25 protein-coding genes are annotated in these 26,621 nt (G+C 61.1%); 11 read left to right on the plus strand and 14 right to left on the minus strand.

Annotated elements, in window-relative coordinates:
* Positions 1–90 precede the first annotated feature (90 nt).
* The 6 genes from J3O30_RS15510 to J3O30_RS15535 all read left to right on the plus strand — a co-directional run bounded on the left by J3O30_RS15510 (position 91) and on the right by J3O30_RS15535 (position 5,584).
* Positions 91–963: a MurR/RpiR family transcriptional regulator gene (locus J3O30_RS15510; protein WP_207581166.1), complete on the plus strand. Its 873-nt coding sequence runs from the start codon at positions 91–93 to the stop codon at positions 961–963.
* A gap of 191 nt (positions 964–1,154) precedes the next feature.
* Positions 1,155–2,258: an ABC transporter substrate-binding protein gene (locus tag J3O30_RS15515; protein ID WP_207581167.1), complete on the plus strand. Its 1,104-nt coding sequence runs from the start codon at positions 1,155–1,157 to the stop codon at positions 2,256–2,258.
* A gap of 73 nt (positions 2,259–2,331) precedes the next feature.
* A complete protein-coding gene (locus J3O30_RS15520; protein ID WP_207581168.1) occupies positions 2,332–3,225 on the plus strand; it encodes an ABC transporter permease subunit in 894 nt (297 codons plus the stop codon).
* The gene (locus J3O30_RS15525) at positions 3,222–4,010 is read left to right on the plus strand and encodes an ABC transporter permease (protein WP_207581169.1); all 789 of its coding nucleotides are present in this window, start codon (positions 3,222–3,224) and stop codon (positions 4,008–4,010) included. The genes J3O30_RS15520 and J3O30_RS15525 overlap by 4 nt, the downstream gene beginning before the upstream one ends.
* Positions 4,011–4,022: 12 nt before the next feature.
* A complete protein-coding gene (locus tag J3O30_RS15530; RefSeq protein ID WP_207581170.1) occupies positions 4,023–5,084 on the plus strand; it encodes an ABC transporter ATP-binding protein in 1,062 nt (353 codons plus the stop codon).
* A gap of 194 nt (positions 5,085–5,278) precedes the next feature.
* A complete protein-coding gene (locus J3O30_RS15535; protein ID WP_003541496.1) occupies positions 5,279–5,584 on the plus strand; it encodes an NIPSNAP family protein in 306 nt (101 codons plus the stop codon).
* A gap of 69 nt (positions 5,585–5,653) precedes the next feature.
* Here J3O30_RS15535 and J3O30_RS15540 read toward each other — a convergent pair whose 3' ends face one another.
* The 5 genes from J3O30_RS15540 to J3O30_RS15560 form a co-directional block, all read right to left on the minus strand.
* On the minus strand, positions 5,654–6,655 hold the full coding sequence (locus tag J3O30_RS15540; protein WP_207581171.1) for an ATP-binding cassette domain-containing protein: 1,002 nt from the start codon (positions 6,653–6,655) through the stop codon (positions 5,654–5,656).
* 10 nt (positions 6,656–6,665) lie between these two features.
* Positions 6,666–7,679, minus strand: a complete 1,014-nt coding sequence (locus J3O30_RS15545; protein WP_246762764.1) for a Gfo/Idh/MocA family oxidoreductase — start codon at positions 7,677–7,679, stop codon at positions 6,666–6,668.
* 47 nt (positions 7,680–7,726) lie between these two features.
* Positions 7,727–8,566 carry a carbohydrate ABC transporter permease gene (locus tag J3O30_RS15550; protein ID WP_207581173.1) on the minus strand — a complete coding sequence of 280 codons (840 nt, stop codon included), beginning with the start codon at positions 8,564–8,566 and terminating at the stop codon, positions 7,727–7,729.
* Between the two features lie 9 nt (positions 8,567–8,575).
* Positions 8,576–9,523: a sugar ABC transporter permease gene (locus J3O30_RS15555; protein ID WP_207581174.1), complete on the minus strand. Its 948-nt coding sequence runs from the start codon at positions 9,521–9,523 to the stop codon at positions 8,576–8,578.
* A 221-nt stretch (positions 9,524–9,744) separates the two neighbouring features.
* Positions 9,745–11,004 (minus strand): ABC transporter substrate-binding protein, encoded by a 1,260-nt coding sequence (locus J3O30_RS15560; RefSeq protein WP_207581175.1) that lies wholly within the window; start codon positions 11,002–11,004, stop codon positions 9,745–9,747.
* 523 nt (positions 11,005–11,527) lie between these two features.
* Here J3O30_RS15560 and J3O30_RS15565 point away from each other — a divergent pair.
* From J3O30_RS15565 to J3O30_RS15580, 4 genes are read left to right on the plus strand one after another with little or no spacing between them, the layout of a single operon-like run.
* The gene (locus tag J3O30_RS15565; RefSeq protein WP_207581176.1) at positions 11,528–12,412 is read left to right on the plus strand and encodes an N-acetylglucosamine kinase; all 885 of its coding nucleotides are present in this window, start codon (positions 11,528–11,530) and stop codon (positions 12,410–12,412) included.
* The gene (locus J3O30_RS15570; protein WP_207581177.1) at positions 12,409–13,173 is read left to right on the plus strand and encodes a GntR family transcriptional regulator; all 765 of its coding nucleotides are present in this window, start codon (positions 12,409–12,411) and stop codon (positions 13,171–13,173) included. The genes J3O30_RS15565 and J3O30_RS15570 overlap by 4 nt, the downstream gene beginning before the upstream one ends.
* 59 nt (positions 13,174–13,232) lie before the next feature.
* Positions 13,233–13,487: a type II toxin-antitoxin system prevent-host-death family antitoxin gene (locus J3O30_RS15575; protein ID WP_207581178.1), complete on the plus strand. Its 255-nt coding sequence runs from the start codon at positions 13,233–13,235 to the stop codon at positions 13,485–13,487.
* Between the two features lie 6 nt (positions 13,488–13,493).
* Complete coding sequence (locus J3O30_RS15580; RefSeq protein WP_207581179.1) at positions 13,494–13,922, plus strand: hypothetical protein; 429 nt, start codon at positions 13,494–13,496, stop codon at positions 13,920–13,922.
* A 95-nt stretch (positions 13,923–14,017) separates the two neighbouring features.
* On the opposite strand, the gene metH is transcribed toward J3O30_RS15580, so the two are convergent.
* A complete protein-coding gene (gene metH, locus J3O30_RS15585) occupies positions 14,018–17,791 on the minus strand; it encodes a methionine synthase (RefSeq protein WP_207581180.1) in 3,774 nt (1,257 codons plus the stop codon).
* A 171-nt stretch (positions 17,792–17,962) separates the two neighbouring features.
* On the opposite strand from metH, the gene J3O30_RS15590 reads away from it, so the two are divergent.
* Positions 17,963–19,207 carry an AGE family epimerase/isomerase gene (locus J3O30_RS15590; RefSeq protein WP_207581181.1) on the plus strand — a complete coding sequence of 415 codons (1,245 nt, stop codon included), beginning with the start codon at positions 17,963–17,965 and terminating at the stop codon, positions 19,205–19,207.
* Between the two features lie 3 nt (positions 19,208–19,210).
* On the opposite strand, the gene J3O30_RS15595 is transcribed toward J3O30_RS15590, so the two are convergent.
* The 8 genes from J3O30_RS15595 to J3O30_RS15630 form a co-directional block, all read right to left on the minus strand.
* On the minus strand, positions 19,211–19,834 hold the full coding sequence (locus tag J3O30_RS15595; protein WP_207581182.1) for a DUF2799 domain-containing protein: 624 nt from the start codon (positions 19,832–19,834) through the stop codon (positions 19,211–19,213).
* Between the two features lie 130 nt (positions 19,835–19,964).
* Positions 19,965–20,459 (minus strand): heme-degrading domain-containing protein, encoded by a 495-nt coding sequence (locus tag J3O30_RS15600; protein ID WP_164011818.1) that lies wholly within the window; start codon positions 20,457–20,459, stop codon positions 19,965–19,967.
* Positions 20,460–20,550: 91 nt separating this feature from the next.
* Positions 20,551–21,162, minus strand: a complete 612-nt coding sequence (locus tag J3O30_RS15605; protein ID WP_207581183.1) for a flavin reductase family protein — start codon at positions 21,160–21,162, stop codon at positions 20,551–20,553.
* 4 nt (positions 21,163–21,166) lie between these two features.
* Positions 21,167–21,910, minus strand: a complete 744-nt coding sequence (locus J3O30_RS15610) for an aspartate/glutamate racemase family protein (protein ID WP_207581184.1) — start codon at positions 21,908–21,910, stop codon at positions 21,167–21,169.
* A gap of 1 nt (position 21,911) precedes the next feature.
* On the minus strand, positions 21,912–22,733 hold the full coding sequence (locus J3O30_RS15615) for an ABC transporter permease (RefSeq protein ID WP_207581185.1): 822 nt from the start codon (positions 22,731–22,733) through the stop codon (positions 21,912–21,914).
* A gap of 1 nt (position 22,734) precedes the next feature.
* Complete coding sequence (locus tag J3O30_RS15620) at positions 22,735–23,649, minus strand: ABC transporter permease (RefSeq protein ID WP_207581186.1); 915 nt, start codon at positions 23,647–23,649, stop codon at positions 22,735–22,737.
* Between the two features lie 302 nt (positions 23,650–23,951).
* Positions 23,952–25,250, minus strand: a complete 1,299-nt coding sequence (locus J3O30_RS15625) for a PotD/PotF family extracellular solute-binding protein (RefSeq protein ID WP_207581187.1) — start codon at positions 25,248–25,250, stop codon at positions 23,952–23,954.
* 49 nt (positions 25,251–25,299) lie between these two features.
* Positions 25,300–26,388: an ABC transporter ATP-binding protein gene (locus J3O30_RS15630; RefSeq protein WP_207581188.1), complete on the minus strand. Its 1,089-nt coding sequence runs from the start codon at positions 26,386–26,388 to the stop codon at positions 25,300–25,302.
* Between the last annotated feature and the right edge of the window lie 233 nt (positions 26,389–26,621).

Below are 26,621 nucleotides of genomic sequence, written 5' to 3' on the forward strand. Positions count from 1 at the left end.
CTTTTCACGACAGTGGTTGACATGGATTATGACAGCGTTCTTAATTTGAGTGGGAAAGTGGCGCCAGACCATCCCGGGGAGCATAGTCACGTGACAGTTGCGTCGAAGACGGTTTCGGACGTCATACACTCGCATTTCGGGGTGTTGACGCGTGCCGAAAAGCAACTGGCCGAAAGCCTTCTCGACAATTATCCGGTGTCCGGTCTCGGCAGCATCACCACGATCGCCGAGAATGCCGGCGTTTCGACGCCGACCGTCGTGCGCATGGTTCAGAAGCTCGGCTTCAAAGGCTATCCGGACTTTCAGGCGCATCTGCATCTGGAGCTCGAGGCGACGATCTCCAACCCGATCACCAAGCATGATCGCTGGGCTCAAAATGCGCCGGGTACTCATATCCTCAATCGTTTCGCCGATGCCATCATGGGCAATCTGCGCCAAACGCTGAGTGATCTCGATACCGCGACCTTCGACAGTGTCGCTTCGCTACTCTCCGACCGCAAGCGCGGCCTTTATTTCGTCGGCGGCCGCATCACCGGCGCGCTTGCCGAGTATTTCTTCACCCACATGCAGGTGATCCGTCCTGCAACGACGCTGCTGTCGTCGAATTCCAGCAGCTGGCCGCAATATGTCCTCAACATGAACGCCGGCGACATCCTGATCATCTTCGACATCCGCCGCTATGAGCAGGAGATGGTGAGCCTCGCCACCGCCGCCCGCAAACGCGGCGCCGAAATCGTTGTCTTCACCGACCAGTGGGGCTCGCCGGCCGCCAAGCTGGCCCGGCATGCCTTCCGCGTCCGGATCGAGGCGCCGTCGGCCTGGGATTCCTCCGTCGTCACCCTGTTCATCGTCGAAGCATTGATCGAGGCCGTTCAGAATTCGACCTGGGACGAGACGAAGGAGCGCATGAAGACGCTTGAGGGCTTGTTCGAGCAAACCAAGCTTTTCCGCAAACCGGGTTAGGAGGACAAGACTAAAACAGAGAAAAAACAAGGACGGATTTTCGCGGAAACAAAGCAGTGCCGTCGCAAATAAAACACGTGTCGCAAACGCCTGCTATCCATAGAAAATTAACGTCATCCAGCCGTCACACAAGCTTCATGTAAGCTCATTAACAGCATCGCCAGACACTGAAAACCCGAAGGAGAACAACAGTGATCTCTAACATTTCTCGACTTCTGTCGCTCTCTACTGCGATGATCGTGGCTTCTACCGCGATTGCCGCCGCCGAGCCGAGCGCTGAATTGATCGCCGCCGCCAAGAAGGAAGGCACTCTGACGACGATTGCTCTTCCGCACGACTGGTGCGGCTACGGCGACGTCATTGCCGGCTTCAAGGCCAAGTATGGCCTCGAGGTCAACGAACTGAACCCGGACGCAGGGTCGGGCGACGAAGTCGAAGCCATCAAGGCGAACAAGGGCAACACCGGCCCGCAGGCTCCTGACGTCATCGACGTCGGTCTCTCCTTCGGTCCGTCTGCCAAGAAAGACGGCCTGATTCAGCCTTATAAGGTTTCCACCTGGGATTCGATCCCGGACTCGGCCAAGGATGCCGAAGGCTACTGGTACGGCGACTATTATGGCGTTCTCTCGTTCCTCGTGAACAAGGATCTCGTCAAGGAATCGCCGGCCGACTGGACCGACTTGAAAAAGAGCGATTACGCAAACAGCGTCGCGCTGGCCGGCGATCCGCGCAGCGCCAACCAGGCTGTCCAGGGCGTCTATGCCTCTGGTCTTTCCGCATCCGGCGGTGACGCGGCCAAGGCGGGCGAAGAAGGCCTGAAATTCTTCGCCGAACTGAACAAGAACGGCAATTTCGTGCCTGTTGTCGGCAAGGCGGCTCCGTTCGCACAGGGCTCAACGCCGATCATCGTCGCTTGGGACTACAACGCGCTCTCCTGGGGCCAGAGCCTCAAGGGCAACCCTCCGTTCGAGGTTGTCGTTCCGAAAACGGGCGTCGTTGCCGGTGTCTACGTCCAGGCGATTTCTGCCTTCGCTCCGCATCCGAACGCTGCCAAGCTCTGGATGGAATACCTTTATTCCGACGAGGGTCAGCTCGGCTGGCTGAAGGGCTATTGCCACCCGATCCGCTTCAACGATCTTGCCAAGAACAACAAGATCCCGAAGGACCTGCTCGACAAGCTGCCGCCGGCAGCAGCCTACGAAAAGGCCGTCTTCCCGACGCTCGAAGAGCAGGCCGCCGGCAAGGAAACCATCACCAAGAACTGGGATTCCGTGGTCGGCGCCAGCGTCAAGTAACCTCTGATCCTGCCTCCCCGCCGCATAGGCGGGGAGGTTTTCTCACTCCGACGCCCCAGGATGAGCTTTTTCCATGAGCACGGTTTCAACGCCTATGGTGAGCAGTGCCCCCTTGATCAACAGAGATCGCGTGATCGACTGGCTGGGCATTGCACCCTTCATTATCTTCTCCCTGCTGTTCCTGATCATCCCCACGCTTTATCTTGTGGCGGGCGCGTTCCTGACCCCCGAGGGCAACCTCACGCTGAAGAATATCGGCGATCTCTTTACCCCCTCGATCATGAGCGCTTACTGGATCAGTATCCGTGTCTCGGTGGCGTCGGCTCTCGGCGGTGCGTTGATCGGCTTTTTCCTCGCCTGGGCCGTCGTGCTTGGTGGCCTGCCCGCCTCCGTCCGCTCGACCCTTTTGACCTTCTCCGGCGTCGCCTCGAATTTCGCCGGCGTGCCGCTTGCCTTCGCCTTTCTGGCAACGCTCGGCCGCACCGGCCTTGTAACGATCTTCCTGCGGGAATGGTTTGGCTTCAATCTGTACGGCACCGGCTTCAACCTGCTGTCCTTCGTCGGCCTCACTATCACCTATATGTATTTCCAGATCCCGCTGATGGTGCTGATCCTGACGCCTGCCCTCGACGGTATGAAGAAGGAATGGCGCGAAGCCTCGCAAATCCTCGGCGCCACCAACCGCCAGTACTGGACGATGGTGGCGCTCCCGATCCTCTGGCCAAGCCTGCTTGGCACGACGCTGCTGCTCTTCGCCAACGCCTTCGGCGCCATTGCCACCGCTTTCGCGCTGACCGGCAGCTCGCTGAACATCGTACCGATCCTTCTTTATGCACAGATCCGCGGCGACGTTCTGCACAATGCCAACCTCGGCTACGCCATCGCCCTCGGAATGATCGTCATCACCGGCGTCTCCAACGTCCTGTACCTCATGCTGCGCATGCGCGCCGAACGGTGGCAGAAATGAAAGCGCAACGTCTCGGAGCCTGGATCGCCATTATTTTGGGCGCGTCCTATTTCATCATTCCGTTGATCGGCACCATTGAGTTTTCGCTGCGCATGCGCCGCGGCGAATACAGCCTCGACGCCTATCAGTCGGTCTTCTCGGACGCCCAGTTCCGCGAGACCTTCGGCTATTCCATGATGATGGCACTTTTGACCATCGTCTTCGGCATGCTGCTCGTCGTTCCAACGGCCTATTGGGTGCGGCTGCGCCTGCCGCAGATGCGCCCGGTCGTCGAATTCATCACGCTGCTGCCGCTGGTCATTCCGGCGATCGTCATCGTCTTCGGTTACCTCAGGATGTACAACTCATCGTCCTACCTACCGCTGACGGGTTCGACGACCGGCACCAACATCCTGCTGGTCTTCTCCTACATCACACTGTCGCTGCCCTACATGTACCGCGCCGTCGATACCGCCATGCGCGCCATCGACGTCCGCACCCTCACGGAAGCCGCTGAGAGCCTCGGCGCCCGCTGGACGACCATCATGTTCAAGTGCATTTTCCCGAACGTCATGAGCGGCGTGCTGTCTGGCGCCTTCATCACGCTTGCGATCGTCATGGGCGAGTTCACATTCGCTGCCTTGCTCAACCGTCCGGCCTTCGGCCCCTACCTGCAGCTCGTCGGCGCCAACAAGGCCTATGAGCCTTCGGCGCTCGCCGTCATCGCCTTCTCGATCACCTGGCTCAGCATGGGCCTGCTCAACCTCGTTTCCCGCTTCGGCAAAGCCCGCCCGGCAAAGGCTTAAGGTAATTGGCTCATGTCTTTTCTCACGCTGACCAACATTCAAAAATCCTTCGGCCCGGTTCAGGTCGTCAAAAACTTCAACATGAACATCGAGAAAGGTGAATTCGTCTCCTTCCTCGGACCGTCCGGCTGTGGCAAGACGACCGTCCTGCGCATGATCGCCGGCTTCGAAACGCCGACCGGCGGTACGCTGACCATCAACGGCAAGGATCAGAGCGCGCTGAAGCCGAACCAGCGTAATATCGGCATGGTGTTCCAGGCCTACGCGCTTTTTCCCAACATGACGGTGCACGACAATGTCGCCTTCGGCCTCAAGGTCGCCGGCGCCCCGAAGCCTGAGATCGATGCCCGCGTCAAGGAAATGCTCGGCCTGATTAAGCTCGATCACCTGGCCGACCGCTTTCCCTATCAGCTGTCGGGCGGCCAGCAGCAGCGTGTCGCCCTTGCCCGCGCGCTTGCCGTCAAGCCACAGGTACTGTTGCTCGACGAGCCGCTCTCCGCACTCGACGCCAAGATCCGCGTGTCGCTGCGCGAGGAAATCCGTCAGATCCAGCAGCAGCTCGGCATCACCACTGTTTTCGTCACCCATGACCAGGAAGAGGCCCTGTCGATCTCCGACCGCATCGTCGTCATGAATGCCGGCAAAGCCGACCAGATCGGTTCGCCGTTCGAGATCTACAATGCGCCGGCAACGCGCTTCGTCGCCTCTTTCGTCGGCACGCTGAACCTCATCGAGGCCAAGGTCGTCGACCCCGATGCCAACCGCATCCAGATCGGCGATCAGAACATCACGCTGAAACAGTCGGTCGCAGCCCACAAGGCCGGCGAAACCATCTCGCTGGCGCTGCGCCCGGAGGCCGGCTCGCTCTCCGACAGCGTCAGAAGCGATACTGCGCTGACCGGTCACGTCGTCTCGGCCCACTTCCTGGGGTCGGTCATCCGCACCCGCATGAATGTCGGCGGAAACGTCATCTCCTTCGACATGTTCAACAGCCCGGGCACCACCCCGCCGCAGGCCGGCGAAACCGTGACACTGCGCTTCATGGCAGCCGACCTGCTGATCATCCGCGACTGAGTTCGCCAAACAGCTCAAGCAAAAGGCGCCGCGAAACGGCGCCTTTTTCACTTCAGTCCTGCCGAATTGTCAACAAACGTGATGCAGCCATCACCACAAAGCACTTGAACTCTTTAAGCTCGCTGCCAGAAGTTGAGCAAATCAAATGAACCGCGCGGCACTCCGCACTGCATTTTACGCGATGGGATATGTCAATGATTACGTGCCACCTGCGTTATGTGATCGATCCGTACAAGCTTGCCGAATTCGAGGAATATGCCCGGCTCTGGATTCCGATCGTCAACAGGATGGGCGGCACCCATCACGGTTATTTCCTGCCATCCGAAGGCGCCAACAACATTGCCGTTGCATTGTTTTCCTTCCCGAGCCTAGCCGCCTACGAGGACTACCGTACGCGCATGGCAAGCGATCCAGAATGTCAGGCCGCTTTCGAGCTCGACAAACGCAACCGCAGTATCGTCAGCTATGAACGTAGCTTCATGCGGCCCCTGCTCGGCTGACCGAACCGGCGCACGGCCACTGGAAATGAAAAGCCCGCACGCTGGCAGGGCTTTCATTCTGTCATGCGCTCAGCGGATCGCCTGGTCGTCCACATCGAAGCGGTGCACATGCGCCTGGTCCGGCGTCGCATAGACGATCTCGTCCGGCTCGTACTGGTGCTCGCCGAAGAGACGGGCCGTCAGCAGGCCGCACTGGTCGGATTCCAGATAGATGATCGTGTCGGCGCCGAGATGCTCGACATGCACGACCTTCGCAGCCCAAGTCCCCTGCTCGCGCGACAGCGTCATGTGTTCGGGACGCACGCCGATCGTCTTGGCGCTGTGATCGCCAACCTTCTCCGCCGCAATAAAGTTCATCTGCGGCGAGCCGATGAAGCCGGCGACGAAAACATTGGCCGGTCGTTTGTAGAGTTCCATCGGCGAACCGATCTGCTCGATCGCGCCCGCGTTCAAGACGACGATCTTGTCGGCAAGCGTCATCGCCTCGACCTGATCGTGGGTGACGTAGATCATCGTCGCCTTCAGGCTGCGGTGCAGCCGGGCGATTTCGAGCCGGGTCTGGACGCGTAGCGCCGCATCGAGGTTCGATAGCGGCTCGTCGAACAGGAAAAGTTCCGGTTCGCGCACGATGGCGCGGCCGATCGCGACGCGCTGGCGCTGGCCGCCGGAAAGCTCCGCCGGCCGGCGCGCCAGATAGGGCTCCAGCGACAACATGCCCGACGCCTTGCCGACACGCCTTTCGATCTCGTCCTTGGCGGTGCCGGCCTGTTTGAGGCCGAGCCCCATATTGTCCTTGACCGTCAGATGTGGATAAAGCGCATAGGATTGGAATACCATGGCGATGCCGCGCTTGGCCGGCGGCGTCAGCGTCTCATCTCGGCCGTTGATGACGACAGCGCCCGAGGTGACGTCTTCGAGGCCAGCGATGCTACGCAACAGCGTCGATTTCCCGCAGCCCGACGGCCCGACGAAGATGACGAATTCGCCGTCCTCGACCTCGAGGTCGATGCCTTTCAGCACCTCATGCGTGCCATAGGTCTTGCGGATGGATTTGAGTTGAAGCGATCCCACTGATTTTCCCTTACAATCTGACCGGCTGGCCGGTACGCACGCTCTCGTCGGCGGCAAGGCAGATGCGCAGCGACGCCACCGCATCCGCCATATGGCGATCGAGGTTCAGATCCTCACGGATCGCCCTCAGCACGAAGGCCTGTTCCAGGTCGCAGAGCGCCTGATGACCGGGCTCGCCCGTCATCCTCATGTCCTGGTCGGGCCGGATGAATTTGCCGTCCGGGCCGGTTTCGGCGGTATGCAGACGGATCACCGAGGTCTTGGTATGAGTGTCGATATCGTCGGACTTGGCGGTCGGATCCATGACGATCGACACTGCGCCCTTCGGCGACATCACATCCTTCACGAAGAAGGCGGTCTCCGAGATCATCGGCCCCCAACCGGCCTCGTACCAGCCGACCGAACCGTCCTCGAACAGCACCTGCAGCTGACCGTAATTATACATGTCGGCGGCGATCTCCTCCGACAGCCGCAGCCCCATGCCGCGCACCTCGACAGCCCTGGCATCGGTGATCTGGCACATCACGTCGACGTAATGCACGCCGCAATCAACGATCGGCGAGGTCGTGCGCATCAGCGACTTGTGGGTCGCCCAGGTCGGGCCGCTGGACTGCTGGTTGAGGTTCATGCGGAAGACATAAGGCGGGCCGAGCTTGCGCGCTTCTTCGATCAGCCTCGTCCAGGAAGGGTGATGGCGAAGGATATAACCGATCACCAGCTTACGGCCTGCCTTCCTGGCGGCCGCCACGACGCGCTCGGCATCGGTGACGGTGGTCGCCAGCGGCTTCTCGACGAAGACGTCGCAGCCAGCCTCGAAGGCGGCGACGGCATAATCGGCATGGCTGTCGGAATAGGTGTTGATCGAGCAGAGGTCCGGCTTCAGCTCGGCGAGCGCCGTCGTAAAATCGGGATGGATCGTATAGGCCTGCAGCTCGGGTTCCAGCTTCGGCGTCGAGCGGTTGACCATACCGACGATCTCAAAGCCTGGATTGTTGTGATAGGCGAGCGCATGACTGCGGCCCATATTGCCGAGGCCGGCAACGAGGACCCGGATCGGTTTATCGGATTGGCTCACTTGACGGCTCCTGACGTGATGCCGCGGATCAGCTGCCGCGAGAAGATGACGTAAAGGACGAGGATCGGCAGGATCGCCAGCGATAGTGCGGCCAGCACCGCATTCCAGTTGGTGACGAACTGGCCGATGAAGATCTGCGAGCCAAGCGTGACCGTTTTGGTGGCCTCGGAGGGCGCCAGAATTAGCGGGAACCAGAGATCATTCCAGATGGGGATCATGGTGAAGACCGCGACCGTCGCCATGGCTGGCCGCACTAGCGGCAGCACCAGCCGGAAGAAGATCGCATATTCGGAAAGCCCATCGATGCGCCCGGCATTCTTGAGATCGTCCGAAACCGTGCGCATGAATTCCGACAGGATGAAAATCGCCAGCGGTATGCCCTGCGCGGTATAGACGAGGATCAGCGCCGTCAGCGTATTGACGAGACCCGCCGCCACCATGCCCTGCAGGATCGCCACCGTGCCGAGACGGATCGGGATCATGATGCCGATCGCCATGTAGAGACCGAGCAGCATATTGCCGCGGAAGCGATATTCCGAGAGCGCGAAAGCCGCCATCGCACCGAAGAGCAGCACCAGCAGGATCGAGACTATCGTCACGATGAAACTGTTCTGGAAATAATTGGCGAAATCGCCCTGGCCGAGCACCGTCTGATAGCCGACGAGGCTGAAGGTTGACGGCGTCGGCACCATCAGCGGCTCGCGGAAGATCGAGGCGCGATCCTTGAACGAGTTGACGATGGTCAGGAAAACAGGAAACAGCGCGACCAGCGTATAGGCGCCAAGCGCCAGATGCATGAGGCCGGTGCGAATGGGAGATGTGCGTGCCTTGGACATGCCCGCTCCTCAGAATTGGTAGCGACGCATGCGCCGCTGGATGACGAAGAGATAAAGCGAGACGCCGGCGAGGATGATGAGGAACATCACCGTGGCGATCGTCGCGCCCATCGAGCGATCGCCGAGCTGAAGCTGGAAACCGAAGAATGTGCGGTAGAGCAGCGTGCCGAGAATGTCGGTCGACATGTCAGGCCCGGCGAGGGCGCCCTGCACGGTGTAGATCAGGTCGAAAGCGTTGAAATTGCCGACGAAAGTCAGGATCGAGATGATGCCGATCGCCGGCAGGATGAGCGGCAGCTTGATCTTCCAGAATTGCGCCCAGCCGGTGATGCCGTCGCATTCGGCCGCCTCGATCACCTCTTCGGGGATGCTGAGCAATGCGGCATAGATCAGCATCATCGGAATGCCGATATATTGCCAATTCGAGATAAGCGACACGGCAATCAGCGCCGAGCCGGGCTTGCCGAGCCAGGGCGCGAACAGGAATTTCAACCCGATGAGATCGAGCATCCAGGGCGCCACGCCCCAGATCGGCGAAAGGATCAGCTTCCAGATAAAGCCGACGATCACGAAGGAGAGCAGCGTCGGAAGGAATATCGCCGTGCGGTAAAAGGCGACGCCGCGTAGCTTCGGCACCGAAAGCAGGGCGGCAAGCGCCACGCCGATCGGGTTCTGCACACACATGTGGATGACGAAGAAGACAAGGTTGTTGACCAGCGCGTTCCAGAAATCATGCGCCCAGCGCGGATCGCCGAACAGAACCTCGAAATTCGCAAGGCCGACGAAGGCCGGCTGCCCGTCGATCGTATTGTAGAGTGAAAGCCGGAGCGTTTCGATGAGCGGCAGGACCATGATGGCGGAATAGACGATGATCGCCGGCAGCATAAAGACGAAAATATGCCAGCGCACCGGGCGCTTGATCGGAACGATATCGACCGCGTTGTGGTTTTCGCTCATGGCTTTTGCCTGTTCTTGTCGACTGGCTGCAAGGGCAGCACAGATGGAAAACGTTTCGCCTTCCCCAACCCTCTCTCCGCCTGAGGGAAGAGGCAACGCGCCCTGCTTGGATGCCATGTCGGGCTGGAAGGTCCTTGCGAGTCTCCTTCTCCCCTGAAGTGCGGAGAAAGCGGAAGGCAGGCCGGATGGGAGGGGCAGCAAACGCGGCCCCTCCACACCATTCACTTGGCCGGCTTGTACCAGCTGTCGAGGCCCTTCTGGAGCTTCTCGGCAGCGACCTGCGGCGTATCCGTACCGTTGATCACATTGGCCGATTCAACCCAGGTCTCGTTTTCCAGGTTCGGCTTGCCGCGCGACAGGATCTGGTAGGTCGAGCGCACGGTCGACTTGTACGGGCCGCGCCAGGAAACGAATTCCTGAGCAAGCGGATCGGACATCTTCACCGGGTTGGAGTTCAGGCTGAAGAAGCCCGGCAGCGAATTCGCATAGATATCGGCGAATTCAGGCGAAGCGACCCAGCTCAAGAACTTCTTGGCTTCCTCTGCATGGGTGCTCTTCGCGTTTAGCGCGACGCCGATATCGGGGTGGTCGGAGATGTAGCCCGTGTCGCCGGCCTTCGGAATCGGCGGCGGGAAGGCGCCCATCTTGAACTGGGCCTGGCTGTTGAACAACGAGATTTCCCACGAACCGGCCGGATAGATCGCCGCACGGCCGAGCGTGAAGAGGTTCTGGCTGTCGGAGTAGGTCTGCGCTTCGAAACCGTCGCCGAGATAAGGCTTCCACTTAGCAAGCTCTTCATAGGGCTTGACCCAGTCGGCGTCGGTCAACTTTTCCTTGCCGGCGATCAGGGCGGCGCGGCCGTCCTCGCCCTTCCAGTAGTTCGGGCCGATATTCTGGTAGCCCATGGTGGCGGCTTCCCAGAGGTCCTTCGTGCCCATGGCAAGCGGAATGTAGGTGCCATCGGCCTTGATCTTGTCGAGCGCCGCGTAGAACTCGTCCTGCGTCTTCGGCACGGAGATGCCGAGCTTGTCGAAGGCATCCTTGTTGTAGATGAAGCCGTGGATGACCGAAGCCATCGGCACGCAGAAGGTCGACTTGCCGTCGTCGGTGCTCCAGGCGGCCTTGGCGACCGGCGAGAAGTTTTCCATGCCCGGCAGGCTGGTGATGTCGGCGAGTTGCTTCTTGTTGAAGAGTTCAAGCGAGGCATCGAACGGGCGGCAGGTGATGATATCGCCTGCGGAGCCGGCATCGAGCTTGGCGTTCAGCGACGCATTGTATTCGGTCGGCGCGGTCGGCGAGAAGACGATCTTGATGCCCGGGTTCTTCGCTTCGAAGGCCGGGATGATCTTCTCCTGCCAGATCTGCAGGTCGTCGTTACGCCAGCTTTCGACCGTCAGCGTGACGTCGGCGGCATGGACGAGGCCCGCTGAACTCAGCAGGCTGGAGGCAAGCAGCAAGCTTTTCAGAGCAGTGTTTTTCATTTCCCTCTCCTGTGTTTTAAGCGCCGGAAGGCGCTGTTTTCGATCTGAAACAAGCAGTTGGTGTGCCCGAGGAAACACCCAATGCCCCTTGGAGGACCGCCAGCGACTGCCGGCCCCGAAAGCTCGATGACCGCGAAGGCGATTGCCTGCGGCCGGGCCGCCTCCGGCGACTTGCATCGGGCGCGGCAAATTGATGGGAAAGCCGATGGATGTCTGAGCTTCGCCACCAGCCTGTCGGCCGACGGGTTGTTCTCTCGATCATCCTCGAAGCGGTTCCGGCTTGGTTTCGCTGCCGGTTTTCGTGGGCTTCGATGTGCTGTTCCCTTTTGACGAATTAAGGCCAACAAAATACCAATTGTCCAGCCGAATTTAACTTTTCGGCTGGATTAAAATCACTAAAAAATTTTATTCAATAATATCAATATGATAAAAAGACATATTTTTTCTACCATTCCCACTTGGTAAATGGTATTTTTTTGGTATTGTAATAAAAAACATGGGGAACGGCGTATTCGGAGGCCCGATGACAGAGCTTGCAATCGGCATAGACGGCGGCGGAACGAGCTGCCGGGCGGCTGTCGCGGACAGAGATGGCAATATCATCGGCCGTGGCAAATCAGGCCCTGCCAACATCCTGTCCGATCTGGAAAACTCCCTTCTCAATGTCGTCGAATCCGCCCGGCAGGCGCTGCGCGACGCGGGCCTGGCCGCTGAAACCATCTCCTCCGTTGCATCGGTCGTCGGCGTCGCCGGCGCCAATGTCGGCGATTACGGCAGGCGGATCGAAGAAGCCCTGCCCTTTGCCGAAGGCCTAGTTGTCACCGATGCGCTGATTGCCCTGCAGGGGGCACTCGGCGATGCCGACGGCATCGTCGGCGCCTTTGGCACAGGTACGGTCTATAATGCCCGCAGGAACGGCCGGCTGAACGGCATCGGCGGCTGGGGCTTTATTGTCGGCGACCAGGCAAGCGGCGCCCGTCTCGGCCGCGATCTCATGGAACGATCGCTACTTGCCCATGACAGCGTGCGCCCGGCGTCGCCGCTCACCGAAGCGGTCATGGCCGAATACGGCAACGATCCCGAACGCATCGTCGAATTCGCACATTCGGCAAGACCGACGGATTTTGCCCGTTACGCGCCCATCGTATTCGACCATGCGGCCAAGGGCGATGCCGTCGCGATCGGCATCGTCACGGATGCGGCAACGGCAATCGGCGAAAGCCTGGACGCGTTGCTCTGGCCGGATTGCCCGTCGATCTGCCTGCTTGGCGGGCTTGCGGAAGCTTATGAACCGTGGCTTTCCGAACGCTATAGGTCACGGCTTGCCAGGCCGAAGGGCGATGCCCTGCAGGGTGCGGTGGAACTTGCGGTGAAGCTCCTCAACGACAGGCAGAGAGGTGCGGCATGACCGACGACCTCGCCACCCTACTGTCCCTGGAGCGCCTGCAGGCAGCAGGCACGGGCCCGCTCTACGTCAAGCTGCGCCGCAGGCTCGAAGAAGCCGTGCGCACCGGAACGCTCGGTCACGGCGATGCGCTGCCGCCGGAACGCGATATCGCCGAATTCGCCGCCGTCAGCCGCGTTACCGTGCGCAAGGCGATCGACGAGCTCGTCGCTGACGGCCTGCTGGTGCGCCGCCACGGTTCGGGCACCTTCGTCGCCAAGCCGGTCTCCAGGGTCGAGCAGCGCCTGTCGCAGCTCACCTCCTTCACCGAGGACATGGCGAGGCGCGGCATGTCCTCCCGCTCCGAATGGCTGCACAAGGGCGTTCACACCCCCTCGCCGGACGAGATGATGATCCTTGGCCTCGGCACGGACGTGAAGGTTTCGCGCCTCTCTCGCCTGCGAATCGCCGACGAGCAGCCGCTGGCGATCGAAAATGCCAGCGTCTCTGGCGAATTCCTGCCCGATCCGTCCGCCGTCACCAATTCGCTCTACGCCGAGCTCGAACGCCTGCAGGTCCGGCCCGTGCGCGCCGTGCAGCGCATTTCGGCGACCAACATGAAGGAAGCCGACGCCCAGCTTCTCGGCGTCTCCGTCGGCGCCGCCGGCCTGTCGATCGAACGTATCTCCTATCTCGGCTCCGGCCGCGCCGTAGAATTCACCCGCTCGCTTTATCGCGGCGACGCCTATGATTTCGTCGCCGAGCTGACGATCGGGGTGACCTGACGGCTTGAACTTATCCAAATTATACGTATAGTTCGGAGATCAACGTTGGGAGACTTCTCATGGCACGGACCACGGCTCTGGAATTTCAGCGAAAATTCGGCGAGTTTCAGCATCAAGCGCAACGCGAACCCGTCGAGATCACGCGTCATGGCCGCCGTGAATTTGTGCTGATGTCAGCCGAGCAGTATGATTGGCTGAAGGCCGCTGCGCAACGGACTCATAGGACAGCCGATGCCTTGTCCGTTGTCATCGATGCCGTCGAAAGAGCGGAGATGGATGCTGCCCACACACCCCTCGATGAACTACTGAAATAACGCATCATGGGGTCAATTCCCGAACCGAAGCCCGGCCTCGTCGTGCGCTATGATTACCTGTGGTTGCGCGAAGCATCGGCGGGTCGCGATCAAGGCAAGGACAGGCCCGCCTGCCTCGTCGCGGCAAGCGATAGTCTAGCCAATCCCCGCTACGTCATTCTGCTGCCGATCACGCACACGCCGCCGTCCGGCGAAACGGTCGGAATAGAAATCCCGCCAAAGGTGAAGCACGCAATCGGTCTGGACGACGCTCCGAGTTGGGTCATCGTCTCCGAACATAACATCGACGAATGGCCGAATGGCGGGCTTTCGCCCGTGCCAGGCAGCGAGGGGATATTCGCCTACGGCTTCATCCCGCCCGGGCTTTTCGCAACGATCAAGGCGAAATTTCTTGATCTTGCCAAATCCAGGAGGAGCGATTCCGTCCACCGCTGATTACACGTTCATTTTCAAACGCATGAAGCCGGAAAGTGAATCACTGTCCGGCTTCATTGTTTCCCAAAGCAAAGTGTTACAACGCAGGCAGCTTCTCACGCCGCGTCTTCGATCTCTTCGCCCGTCTTGCGCGGCACGTAGTTGAGCACCGGTCCGAGCCAGCGCTCGATTTCGGAAACCGCCATACCCTTGCGCTTGGCATAGTCTTCCACCTGATCGCGCTCCACCTTGGCGACGCCGAAATAATAGGAGTCGGGGTGGCCGATATAGAGGCCGGAGACCGAGGAACCGGGCCACATCGCGTAGCTCTCCGTCAACTTCACACCGGCCGCCGTCTCCGCATCGAGCAGCGTGAAGAGCGTTGCCTTTTCGGTGTGATCCGGCTGGGCGGGATAACCGGGCGCCGGGCGGATACCGGCATAGGCTTCGGTGATCAGATCCTCTTTGCTAAGCGTCTCGTCCTTCGCATAACCCCAGTATTCGCGCCGCACCTGCTCATGCATGCGCTCGGCAAACGCTTCGGCGAAGCGGTCGGCCAGCGCCTTGACGAGGATCGAGGAATAATCATCATTCGCCCGCGCGAAGCGTTCGGCGATGGCGATCTCCTCGATCCCAGCCGTCACCACGAAGCCGCCGACATAATCCTGCACGCCGCTCGAAACCGGCGCGACGAAATCGGAGAGCGCCACGTTCGGCCGCCCGTCCCGCTTCGAAAGCTGCTGGCGCAGCGTGTAGAAGGTGGCGAGCTCCTGGCTGCGGCTCTCGTCCGTGAACAGGCGGATGTCGTCGCCGACAGCACCGGCTGGCCAGAAACCGATGACGGCGCGCGGGCGGAACCACTTCTCGTCGATGATCTTCTTGAGCATCGCCTGCGCATCGGCCCAGAGCGCGCGGGCTGCCTCGCCCTGCTTCTCGTCCTCGAGAATGGCGGGGTAGCGGCCGCGCAGTTCCCAGGTCTGGAAGAACGGCGTCCAGTCGATATATCTGGCAAGCTCGCCCAGATCGTAATCCTCGAACACCTGCGTGCCGAAGAATTGCGGCTTCGTCGGCTGGTAGCCGGACCAATCGACCTTATGCGCATTCTCGCGGGCCCGCGGCAATGGCAGGCGCACCTTCTCGGCTTCGCTGCGCGCGTGGGCGGCCGCCACCTTGGCATATTCGGCTCTCATATCGTCGACATAGCCTTGGCGTGCCTCCGGCGACAGCAGCGCCGAGACGACGCCGACGGCGCGGCTCGCATCGGTGACGTAGACCGCCTGCCCCTTGTTGTAGCCCGGATGGATCTTCACGGCCGTATGTACGCGGCTGGTCGTCGCCCCGCCGATCAAAAGCGGGATCTCGAAACCCTGCCGCTCCATTTCGGCCGCGACGTGTACCATCTCGTCGAGCGACGGGGTGATCAGGCCTGAAAGTCCGATGATGTCGACCTTTTCGGCAATCGCCGTTTCGAGAATCTTCGTCGCCGGCACCATGACACCGAGGTCGACGATCTCGTAATTGTTGCAGGCAAGCACGACGCCGACGATGTTCTTGCCGATATCGTGCACGTCGCCCTTGACGGTCGCCATCAGGATCTTGCCGGCCGAGCGACGTTCCTCGCCGCCGTTGAGGCGCTTTTCCTCTTCCATGTAGGGCAGCAGCACGGCGACCGCCTGCTTCATGACGCGCGCCGACTTGACCACCTGCGGCAGGAACATCTTGCCCGAGCCGAACAGATCGCCGACGACGTTCATGCCGGCCATCAGCGGTCCCTCGATGACATGCAGCGGCCGGGCAGCCTGCAGGCGCGCCTCCTCGGTATCGGCTTCGATATATTCGGTGATGCCGTTGACCAGCGCATGTTCGAGGCGCTTTTCGACGCTCCATTCGCGCCAGGAGAGGTCCTGGACCCGGCCCTCCCTGGCGCCGGCGCCACGGAAGCGCTCGGCCACTTCGAGCAGTCGCTCGGTGCCATCGGGACGGCGGTTCAGCACCACGTCTTCGCAGGCCTCGCGCAGTTCCGGATCGATATTGTCGTAGACGGCAAGCTGGCCGGCATTGACGATGCCCATGTCCATACCCGCCTGGATGGCGTGGTAGAGGAACACGGCGTGCATCGCCTCGCGCACCGGCTCATTGCCACGGAACGAGAAGGACAGGTTGGAGACGCCGCCCGAGATATGCACCAGCGGCATGCGCTCGCGGATCGTCCGCGTCGCCTCGATGAAGTCGACGCCGTAATTATTGTGCTCTTCAATGCCGGTTGCGACCGCGAAAATGTTCGGGTCGAAGATGATGTCCTCGGGCGGGAAACCGATCTTTGCAGTCAAAAGCTTATAGGCGCGTGTGCATATCTCCACCTTGCGCTCGTAGCTGTCCGCCTGCCCCGTCTCGTCGAAGGCCATGACGACGACGGCCGCACCGTAATTGTGCAACAGCCGCGCCTGGGCGAGGAAATTCTCCTCGCCTTCCTTCAGCGAGATCGAATTGACTATCGGCTTGCCCTGAACGCGCTTCAAGCCGGATTCGATGATCGAGAACTTCGACGAGTCGATCATCACGGGCACGCGGGCGATATCGGGCTCGGCGGCGATCAGGTTGAGGAACTCGACCATCGCCTTCTCGGAATCGATCAGCCCCTCGTCCATGTTGATGTCGATCACCTGCGCGCCGTTCTCGACCTGGTCGCGCGCCACATCGAGCGCTGCGGTGTAATCGGCATTGGTGATCAGCTTGCGGAAGCGGGCCGAGCCGGTGACGTTGGTGCGCTCGCCGACATTGACGAAGGGAATGTCCTTGGTCAGCTCGAAAGGTTCGAGACCCGACAGCGACATGAAGGGGCGATGCTCGGGAATCGCACGTGGCTTGTACTTGGCGACGGTCTCGGCGATTGCCCTGATATGTTCAGGCGTCGAGCCGCAGCAGCCGCCGACGATATTGACCAGACCTTCGCGGGCGAAGCTGTCGATCTGCGCCGCCATCAGCTCCGGCGTTTCGTCGTACTGCCCGAATTCGTTCGGCAGGCCGGCATTCGGATAGGCGCAGATGAAGGTGTCGGCGACGCCGGAAAGCTCCTGCAGATGCGGGCGCATCGCGTTGGCGCCGAGCGCGCAGTTGAGGCCGATCGTGAAGGGATTGGCGTGGCGCACGGAGTTCCAGAAGGCCGATGGCGTCTGGCCGGACAGGGTGCGGCCGGAAAGGTCGGTGATCGTGCCGGAGATCATCACCGGCAGGCGCACGCCCTTGGCCTCGAAGCGCTCCTCGCAGGCAAAGATCGCCGCCTTGGCATTCAGCGTGTCGAAGATCGTTTCGATCAGGATGATGTCGGCGCCGCCGTCGATCAGCCCGTCGATCTGCTCACCATAGGCAATGCGCAGATCGTCGAAGCTCACGGCGCGAAAACCGGGATTGTTGACGTCGGGTGAGATCGAGGCGGTGCGGTTGGTCGGTCCGATGGCGCCGGCGACGAACCGGCGGCGGCCATCCTCGCGCTCGGCGCGCTGTGCTGCGCGGCGCACGATCTCGGCGCCTTCCTTGTTGAGGTCGTAGACCGCGCCTTCCATCGCGTAATCGGCCTGCGCGATGCGGGTCGAGGAGAAGGTGTTGGTCTCGAGAATATCGGCGCCGGCCTTGGCGTATCGGTAATGGATCTCTTCGATCGCATCTGGCTGGGTCAGGATCAGAAGGTCGTTATTGCCCTTCTGGTGGCAGGCGCAGCCGATGAAGCGCGTTCCGCGGAACTGGTCTTCGTCATAGCCGAGTCCCTGGATCTGAGTGCCCATGGCGCCGTCGAGAACAAGGATGCGCTCGCTCGCAGCCTGTCTCAAAGCTGCAAAAACTTCATTGCCGTCACGTTTGCCCGTTTCCGGACCAAAGAGGTTGTCAAACACGGGAGGGCTCCTTGACGTCGTAAGACCAGACAGTCCACATCACATAAAGATATCTTTATGTCAATATATGCCTATCGATTTCGTGCTTTGCAAGCCTGGCCCCATGACAGACTCGAATGGCCTCTATATAGGCATTTCAAAAGCATCGCGCACGAAATCGGAGGAAATGTCATGGCACCCGTGCTTGGAAACTGGACGAGCCGCGCCTATCATCGCGGCTGGCTGCTGAACCAGGCAAATGGCCTCTTCGATTTCTTCCAGCACAATTCGCGCAACCCCAAGGGCGGCTTCTACGATCTCGACGATACCGGCAGACCTCTCGACGCCGAAGGCCAGGTTCGCGGCGTCCATATCGCGGCGCGCGCCGTGCATTGTTTCTCGATCGGCACGCTGCTCGGCCGCCCGGGTGCCAGCGACCTCGTCGATCACGGCATGAACTATCTCTGGAACCAGCATCGCGACCGGAAGAATGGCGGCTATTTCTGGTCACTGAACAATGACGGTCCAGTCGACACCAACAAGCAGGGTTATGGCCACGCTTTCGTGCTGCTGGCCGCCTCCTCCGCCAAGACCATCGGCCATCCGCTTGCCGACGGCATGCTTGACGACATCACCGAGATCCTCAACACCAAGTTCTGGGAAGCAAAGCACGGCGCCATCGCCGAGGAATTCACCGCCGACTGGCAGCCGCTCGATGGCGGCACCTATCGCGGCCAGAACTCCAACATGCACCTGACCGAAGCGCTGATGGCCGCCTTCGAAGCCACCGGCGACAGAGAGTACCTGACCAAGGCCGAAAGCATCGCCGATCTGGTCATCCGCCGGCAGGCCGGTTCGGTCGACTGGCGCGTCGCCGAGCATTTCGACGCCGAATGGAACCTCGACAAGCAATACTATCATCCGAACGAAATGTTCCGCCCGGCCGGCACGACGCCCGGTCACTGGCTGGAATGGGCCCGCCTGATCCTGCAGCTCTGGACGCTCGGCGGCAAACGCATCGAATGGCTGCCGGATGCGGCCAAGGCGCTTTTCGCGCAATCCATGGCGCTCGGCTGGGACAATGACAAGGGCGGCTTTTTCTATACACTCGACTGGGACGACAAGCCCGCCAAGCGCAACAAGCTCTGGTGGCCGGCCTGCGAGGGTGCCGCCGCCGCCCACTTCCTCAACGAACACCTTCCGAGCGATTTCCACGAAGACAGCTACCGCAAGATCTGGAACGTCATCGAGCGCGCCTTCATCGACCACCACAACGGCGGCTGGCACGAGGAGCTGACGGAAGACCTCATTCCCTCGCACTCGCTCTTCCCCGGCAAGGGCGATATCTACCACGCCCTGCAGGCCTGCCTCATCCCACTTTTCCCGGCAACCGGCAGCCTGACGAAAGGCATCGCCGAGGCTGGCGGCAAGCTCTGAGCTTCAGTAACCCGGCGCCCTCAATTCGGCGTTTGGGTTGCGCTGGAACCATTCGACATCCTCGTTGACGCGGTCGAGTTCGTCCTGCACGTCGCGCTGGTCGCGGCGGATGTCGTGCATGTCGTCTTCCAGATCGTCGATCCGCCGGCGCAGCTCCGACCTGTCGCCATCCTTCGCATCCTTAAGCTTGTCGGAGAGCTCGTCGATATTAGCCTCCTTGGAGCTGTAGTCGTTCTGCATCGCGTTGAAGCGCTCCTGCAGCCCGTGCTGCTTGCCGCCGAGGTTGAAGCCACGCAGGAAGCCCGACGCGGTTTCCGGCGGGCAGACATTGGCGTAGCCGCTGCCCGCCTGGCCGCGCGCCAGCCCGCTGAGCGGCGTGCAGTAGCGCACCAGGCCCGCCTGGTAGCCCTGGAACCAGATCGTCTGATCCGGCACGATCTTGACCCGCTCGCAGGATTTTGCATGCGCGGCGAAGCGCTGCTGCGGCTCGTAGCCCGCAGCACCGTCGCTGTCGCCGATCACCCGCCAGTCGGCGGCCAAACATTCCTCCTTGGAAAGCGTGTTGCAGGAGGCCTGGAGAAGGCCGAGACCGATGGCGGCGGCAAGCGCGAAGAACAAGCGGATCATGGCATCCCGGGAAGGTTAAGGAGGGCGATGCCGCACCTTAACCGCAGGACCAAGGCAACGTCACCGCAGCGGCGACGAAATTTTGCAGTTTTCATGGCTTTTTTCTGTCAAAATTACGGCAGTCTACCCTTCAGAGCGGAGCGAGCCGCAGCGTATCCAGATCCTTCGCGAGCATCAGCGCCAGGGCCTCGACCGCGAGATTGTGGTCGTCGCGTTGCGGCAGGCCGGAGACGGTGACCGCGCCGATGCAGCCGGTGCCCTTGACGTTGATCGGGAAACTGCCGCCATGCGGCGCATAATCGGCGTCGGGAAGCCCGTTATCCTCAACCGTCTTGCCATCCTTCCTCAGCTTCAGGCCGGAGGCATAACTGCTGCGGAAATAACGCAGCACCATGTTGCGCTTGCGCCGGACCCAGTTGACGTTATCGGGCGTCACACCCGGCAATGCCGCATAGAAGACCGGCATTGCATGCAGGGTCACGTCGATCGCGATGCCGAGGCCGCGCTCGGTGGCGAGTTCCTGCAGGAGTTTGCCGAGCTGCCATGCCGTCGTCAGGTCGAAGGCGTCGAAGCTCAGGGCCTTCTCCTGCTCCGCAATCCGGCTGAGATCGTCCTCGATTGTCATGGGCAAGCGCTCCTCTGCCGCGATAATCCGCTGCAGACAATTCTCGCCAACAGCGAAAATGTAAAGCAAAAACTTGGGCCTACCTCACGTGTCAGAGCTTCGGCGTCAGCATCTCGAAACGATCGCGGATGGTGGCGCAAGTATCGCCGCCGAGCCTCGCAATGGCATCGAGCGCGGCCGGATCGACATGCAGCCGTTCCGGATCGACGACCCCGTCGCGGTAATGCGCATAGACGATCTCGCCCATGACGATCTGCCGCGAGCGGCCGAGCTCCAGCGTCACATGCCGCCGGCATTCGAAGGCGGCCGGCGCCTCGGCGATAAAGGGTGAGGCTACTTTCTCGCCTGATATCGCCGTCAATCCCGCTTCCTTCAGTTCGTCGACGCCGCGGGGATATTTGGCGCCGCAGACGTGCATGGCCTCGGCGATGGCGAAGGAGACGATGTTGACCGTGAAGACCTCGGTCATGCGGATATTGTGGCCGGTGTCCTTGAACGACATGTCGGCATTGTTTTCGACACCGATCGCAAGGATCGGCGGATCAGCCGAAAGGCAGTTGAAGAAACTGAAAGGAGCCGCGTTGACCCGGCCGTGCTCGTCGACCGTCGTCACCAGCGCGATCGGCCGCGGGATGATCGTACCGATCATCAGCTTGTAACGCTCGCGCTCAGAGAGCTGCTGGAAGTCGAAGGACACCGCCATGGGATCAGCCGACCCTCTGGGCCGGCGAGAACCCGCTCATCGCCCCTGTGAAGGATTTCGGCAATGGTGAGGCATAGGAGCCGCGCTTGCTGGTGGAAAGCTTAAGCGACACCAGGGCCTCGGCCTGCTTGACGGCGGCCGCCACACCATCGACGACCGGCACGCCGTAGATCGCCTGCAACTCGCGCGCCAGATCGGTCATGCCGGCGCAGCCGAGCACGATCGCCTCGGCGCCGTCTTCGGCAAGTGCCCGCTCGATCTCCGCCCGGAGCTTGCCGACCGCGCCCGAGGCCGCATCTTCAAGCTCCAGCACCGGGATATCGCAGGCGCGCACCCTGGCGCGGTCGCCCATCCCGTAACGGCGCACCAGATTGTCGATCAGCACCCGCGACCGCTCGAGTGTCGTCACCACGGTGAAGCGCTGCGCCAGGAAGCCGGCCGTCACGACTGCGGATTCGCAAAGCCCGAGGATCGGCACATCGGCAAAGCTCCGTGCCGCCTCCAGCCCGGTATCGTCGAAGCAGGCGATGACAGCCGCGTCGTAGCCGGCCGCCTGCCGGTCCTTGAGTTCGCTAAGCAGACCGGGGATCGCCAGCGCGCCGTCGTAATGGCCCTCGATGGAGACGGGGCCCATGCGCGAGGTGGCGGCGATAATCTCGGTTTCGGAAGCAGCCACCGCGCGTGCCGCGGTCGCGGCCTTCTCGGTCATAGAGGCCGTGGTGTTCGGATTGACGATGAGGATGCGCATGTCAGTCTATCTTTGCCTGCCGCCGGCCGAGCATGGTCATGATGCCGAGCGCGATGAGAATGATGGTGAAGGAAAACAGTGTCGTCACCGTGCCAAGCGCATAGAGCACCGGCGTCGTGACATTGGTGGTCATGCCATAGATTTCGAGCGGCAGCGTGTTGTAACTGCCCGAGGTCATCAGCGTGCGGGCGAATTCGTCATAGGAGAGCGTGAAGCCGAACAGACCGACGCCGATCAGGCTCGGCGCGATCATCGGCAGCACCACATGACGGAACGTCTGCCACGAACTGGCGCCAAGGTCGCGCGCCGCCTCTTCATAGGCCGGCGAGAAGCGGTTGAAGACGGCAAACATGATCAGCACGCCGAAGGGCAGCGTCCAGGTGAGATGCGCGCCGAAGGCCGATGAATACCAGGCGGGCCCCAGCCCTCCCTCCTGGAAGACGACGCCGATACCGAGCGAAATGATGATCGAAGGCACCACGAGACTTGCGACGGTGGCGTAAAACAGCGCGGTCGAACCTGGAAAACGGCGGCGGAAGGCAAGGCCGGCGAGCAGCGACACGGTGACGGTCACCACCATCACCATCAGCCCGAGAGTGAAGGAGCGCCGGAAGGAGGCGCCGAAATCGCCGACCGCCTGCTTCTCGAACAGGTTGAAGAACCAGTGGATGGAAACGCCGTTCATCGGGAAGGTCAGACCGCCGTCCGGCCCCTGGAAGGAGAGGATCAGGATCGCCGAAAGCGGGCCGTAGAGGAACAGCACGAAGATGACGAAGAAGATCGCCAGCAAATAGAATCCGAGGCCGCGTTTTTCGTGGTTCATCTCAAAGCTCCTTGCGGATGTCGACGACACGCAGGATGGCCGCGACCATCAAAAGCACCACGGCAAGCAGCACCACGGCATTGGCGGCCGCCGCCGGATATTGCAGCAGCGACATCTGGTTCTTCATCATCAACGCCACCGAGGCGCTCTGGCCGCCGGACATCACCTGCACCGTCGAAAAGTCGGCCATGACGAGGGTGACAACGAAGATCGTGCCGATCGCCATGCCGGGTTTGGCCAGCGGAATGACGACGTTCCACAGCACCTGCCAGCCCGACGCGCCCGCATCGCGCGCCGCCTCGAACAGCGACCGATCGATGCGCATCAGCGTGTTGAAGATCGGCGTCACCATGAACAGCGTATAGAGATGCACCATGGCGAGCACGACGGCGAAATCGGAATAGAGCAGCCATTCGATCGGCTGCGGGATGATGCCCATCTTGATCAGCGCCGAATTGACAAGACCGTTGCGCCCGAGCACCGGGATCCACGAAATCATCCGGATGATGTTCGAGGTCATGAACGGGACGGTACAGACGAGAAAGAGGATCATCTGGGTCGAGGTCTTGCGGATGTGGAAGGCCAGGAAATAGGCGACCCAGAAACCGATAAGAAGCGTCAGCGCCCAGACGATCGCCGTGAATTTCAACGTGTTGAGATAGGTCTTCCACGTCACCCACGAACCGAGCGTGTCGGTGTAGTTCATCGTCAGGAAATCGGGATAGAGGCCGGCGAAGTCGTAATCCCAGAAGCTGACGACGGATATCATAGCGATCGGCAGCAGGAAGAAGAAGCCGAGAATGCCGATCAGCGGCATCGCCTGGAGATAGGAGATCGCTGACGGGGAAAGGCGAAAGGAGCTTTTGCCGCGGGCGCCGTGACTGCCCTCTTCCGTTTCTGCTGCGATGGTCGCCATTATCCGGTTCTCCGTTCTGATTACGGCAGGTTGAACGAAGGTGCATGCCGCCCCCTCATCCGCCTGCCGGCACCTTTACCCGGGTCGAGCCACTGGTCTCGACCCGTCCCTTCGGACCCCCTAGGGGAGAAGAGAAACGCGGCAGCGCCTGGGCCACCGCGAACCTTGCTTTGGTTTCGCAGCATCGCTGCGAACTCCCTCTTCTCCCCGGCGGGGAGAAGATGCCCGAAGGGCAGATGAGGAGGCGGAGCGGAGCGACGTCTTCAGCATCAGCGAAAGACGACGCTGCCCCGCCCGAAACATCAGGCAGCGATGAACTCGTTCCAGCGGCGGACCATGTAGCGGTCTTCGTCCATCACGGAGTTCCAGCAGGCGACGGCGCCCATGCGGGTTTCGAACGAGCCGCCGTCACGCACGGCGCCGGCCTTTTCCATGACCTTGCCCTCGGGAGACAGGATGTCGCCCTGGGCCGGCTTGCCCTCGATCCAGTAGCCCCATTCGTCGGCCGACATGAATTCCTTGGCGGTGTCCATGGCAGCGGAATAGTAGCCCTGGCGGTTGAGGTAGCCGCCGACCCAGCCGGACGTGTACCAGTTGATGTATTCGTAAGCCGCATCGAGCTGGGCGCCCTTGAGATGCGAGGCAAGGCCGAGACCGCCGCCCCAGGCGCGATAGCCTTCCTTGAGCGGCTGGAAGGTGCAGGCGATGCCCTTGGAGCGGACGGCGGCGACGGCCGGCGACCACATCGACTGGATGACGACTTCGCCCGAGGCCATCAGGTTGACCGACTCGTCGAACGACTTCCAGAAGGCGCGGAACTGGCCGTCGGCCTTGGTCTTGATCAGGAATTCGATCGTCTTGTCGATCTCTTCCTTGGTCATGTTGCCCTTGTCGGCATATTTGATCTTGCCGGAGGCTTCCATGATCATCGCCGCATCCATGATGCCGATCGACGGAATGTTGAGGATCGCGGTCTTGCCCTTGAAAGCCGGGTCGAGAATATCGGCCCAGCTGGTGATCGGACGGCCGGTGAGGTCGGGGCGGATGCCGAGCGTGTCGGCATTGTAGATGGTTGGAACCATCGTCATCCACTGCGTCGGCTCCTTGGCGAATTTCTTGGAACCCTGCGCTTCGACGAAGCCGACCGTGTGCGGCGCCGTGCCCTGGGCGATGACGCTGTCTGCCTTCAGCTTGCCGTTGATGAACAGCGGCACGATCTTGTCGTAATATTTCAGCTTCTTTACGTCCATCGGCTGCATCACGCCTGTTGGAAACACCTTCTTGGCGATCCAGTATTCGATGTCGGCGATGTCGTAGCTGTCAGGCTGGGTGACGGCGCGCTGGGCGGCGGCATCGGAATCGGTCGCCGTCATCTCCAGCGTGATGCCGAGGTCGGCCTTGCACTTCTCGGCGATGGCATTGATGTTCGAAACACCGGTGCCGAACTGGCGAAGCGTGATGTTCGTCTTCGCCCAGATTGTCGGGAAGCCGGTGATGGCGCCGGAGCCGGCAATGGCGCCGACGGCGGCAGCACCCGTCTTCAGCAGGGTGCGGCGGGAAAGACCCTTTTCCGCCTTGGTCGATGTGGTTTCAGTCGTCATGCCAGTTCCCCTTTTTGTTGGATGGGCAAGGTTGGTTGTCGATGGTGGTTCAAGCGGAAGCGCGGCCGAGCAGCACGGCATCCTCGAGCGCCCAGCTGAGTGAGACGGCGTCGCCGACGGCGACCGGACGGGCGAAATAGTCGCTATCGTCGGCAATGACGGTGAAATCGTCGCTGCCGGCGCCGATAACGGTGATCTTCACCGAAGAGCCGCGATATTCGATGTTGGAGACGATCCCGTCGAAGCCGAGCGTCCATTCGGTCGCCACCTGCAAGCGGACACGGTCGGTGCGGATGCCGATATCGACGGGCTCTCCGATCTCCCTGCCCGTTCCACGCACCGAAAAGCTCTGCCCCTCCGGCACGCTCATGACGAGTACGCCGTTCTCGCTCGACGTTACCCGGCCGGTGAGCACGTTGTGATCGCCCATGAACCGGGCGACGAAGGCGGTCGCCGGCTTTTCGAAAATTTCGCGCGGTGCCGCGGCCTGCTCGATCCTTCCGTCATTCATGATGACGATGACATCGGCGAGCGCCATCGCCTCTTCCTGGCTGTGGGTGACGTGCACGAAGGTAATGCCGAGCGACTTCTGCAGTTTCTTGAGCTCGGCGCGCATGCGGATCTTCAAAAACGGATCGAGCGCCGACAGCGGCTCGTCGAGCAGCAGCGCTTCCGGGTCAGTGATCAGCGCGCGCGCCAGCGCCACGCGCTGTTGCTGGCCGCCGGAAAGCTGGGCCGGGCGCCTAACGGCATAGGACTCCATCTGCATCAGCTTCAGCATCTCGAGCGCCTTGGCCCGCCGTTCCGCCTTGTCGACGCCCTTCATCTTCAAGCTGAAGGCGACGTTGTCGATCAGGTCGAGATGCGGGAACAGCGCGTAGGACTGGAACATCATCGCCGTGCCGCGCCTGGCCGGCGGAAAATCGGTGACGACTGTATGGCCGAGCCGGATATCGCCCGACGAGATGCTCTCGTGGCCGGCGATCATCCGCAGCGTCGAGGTCTTGCCGCAACCCGACGGGCCGAGGAAGCAGCAATAGGAGCCGGCCGGAATCTTCAGGCTGATCTCATCGACCGCCGTCGTCGCGCCGTAGACCTTCGAAACGGATACTAAATCGATCTCTGCCGCTTTCGACATCATGCTTCCCCTGTTCGGAAAAGACGATGCATCCGCCGTGCCAGATTCCCTCACGCCGCGCCAAGCTCTTGTGAAACAAAGATTTTGCCGACGACAGATCCATGAGGAGAATTTTGAGCACGACAGTGTCTGCACATGATTTAGGCTATCGTGCTCAATTTTTGCAAAAAATCGTATACAATTTAACCGGCATTTCGGGCACAAAATCATTTAACTTTTGCCGCGAAGCCGGA

It is taken from the genome of Rhizobium sp. NZLR1 (assembly GCF_017357385.1).
Classification (GTDB): domain Bacteria; phylum Pseudomonadota; class Alphaproteobacteria; order Rhizobiales; family Rhizobiaceae; genus Rhizobium.

What these genes read in the sequence shown, in the direction of transcription:
- J3O30_RS15520 (WP_207581168.1), top strand. Translation starts at nt 2,332, where the DNA reads ATGAGCACGGTTTCAACGCCTATGGTGAGCAGTGCCCCCTTGATCAAC.
- J3O30_RS15525 (WP_207581169.1), top strand. Translation starts at nt 3,222, where the DNA reads ATGAAAGCGCAACGTCTCGGAGCCTGGATCGCCATTATTTTGGGCGCG.
- J3O30_RS15530 (WP_207581170.1), top strand. Translation starts at nt 4,023, where the DNA reads ATGTCTTTTCTCACGCTGACCAACATTCAAAAATCCTTCGGCCCGGTT.
- J3O30_RS15535 (WP_003541496.1), top strand. Translation starts at nt 5,279, where the DNA reads ATGATTACGTGCCACCTGCGTTATGTGATCGATCCGTACAAGCTTGCC.
- J3O30_RS15545 (WP_246762764.1), bottom strand. Translation starts at nt 7,679, where the DNA reads ATGGGCCGCAGTCATGCGCTCGCCTATCACAACAATCCAGGCTTTGAG.
- J3O30_RS15550 (WP_207581173.1), bottom strand. Translation starts at nt 8,566, where the DNA reads ATGTCCAAGGCACGCACATCTCCCATTCGCACCGGCCTCATGCATCTG.
- J3O30_RS15555 (WP_207581174.1), bottom strand. Translation starts at nt 9,523, where the DNA reads ATGAGCGAAAACCACAACGCGGTCGATATCGTTCCGATCAAGCGCCCG.
- J3O30_RS15560 (WP_207581175.1), bottom strand. Translation starts at nt 11,004, where the DNA reads ATGAAAAACACTGCTCTGAAAAGCTTGCTGCTTGCCTCCAGCCTGCTG.
- J3O30_RS15565 (WP_207581176.1), top strand. Translation starts at nt 11,528, where the DNA reads ATGACAGAGCTTGCAATCGGCATAGACGGCGGCGGAACGAGCTGCCGG.
- J3O30_RS15570 (WP_207581177.1), top strand. Translation starts at nt 12,409, where the DNA reads ATGACCGACGACCTCGCCACCCTACTGTCCCTGGAGCGCCTGCAGGCA.
- J3O30_RS15575 (WP_207581178.1), top strand. Translation starts at nt 13,233, where the DNA reads ATGGCACGGACCACGGCTCTGGAATTTCAGCGAAAATTCGGCGAGTTT.
- J3O30_RS15580 (WP_207581179.1), top strand. Translation starts at nt 13,494, where the DNA reads ATGGGGTCAATTCCCGAACCGAAGCCCGGCCTCGTCGTGCGCTATGAT.
- J3O30_RS15590 (WP_207581181.1), top strand. Translation starts at nt 17,963, where the DNA reads ATGGCACCCGTGCTTGGAAACTGGACGAGCCGCGCCTATCATCGCGGC.
- J3O30_RS15595 (WP_207581182.1), bottom strand. Translation starts at nt 19,834, where the DNA reads ATGATCCGCTTGTTCTTCGCGCTTGCCGCCGCCATCGGTCTCGGCCTT.
- J3O30_RS15600 (WP_164011818.1), bottom strand. Translation starts at nt 20,459, where the DNA reads ATGACAATCGAGGACGATCTCAGCCGGATTGCGGAGCAGGAGAAGGCC.
- J3O30_RS15605 (WP_207581183.1), bottom strand. Translation starts at nt 21,162, where the DNA reads ATGGCGGTGTCCTTCGACTTCCAGCAGCTCTCTGAGCGCGAGCGTTAC.
- J3O30_RS15610 (WP_207581184.1), bottom strand. Translation starts at nt 21,910, where the DNA reads ATGCGCATCCTCATCGTCAATCCGAACACCACGGCCTCTATGACCGAG.
- J3O30_RS15615 (WP_207581185.1), bottom strand. Translation starts at nt 22,733, where the DNA reads ATGAACCACGAAAAACGCGGCCTCGGATTCTATTTGCTGGCGATCTTC.
- J3O30_RS15620 (WP_207581186.1), bottom strand. Translation starts at nt 23,649, where the DNA reads ATGGCGACCATCGCAGCAGAAACGGAAGAGGGCAGTCACGGCGCCCGC.
- J3O30_RS15625 (WP_207581187.1), bottom strand. Translation starts at nt 25,250, where the DNA reads ATGACGACTGAAACCACATCGACCAAGGCGGAAAAGGGTCTTTCCCGC.
- J3O30_RS15630 (WP_207581188.1), bottom strand. Translation starts at nt 26,388, where the DNA reads ATGTCGAAAGCGGCAGAGATCGATTTAGTATCCGTTTCGAAGGTCTAC.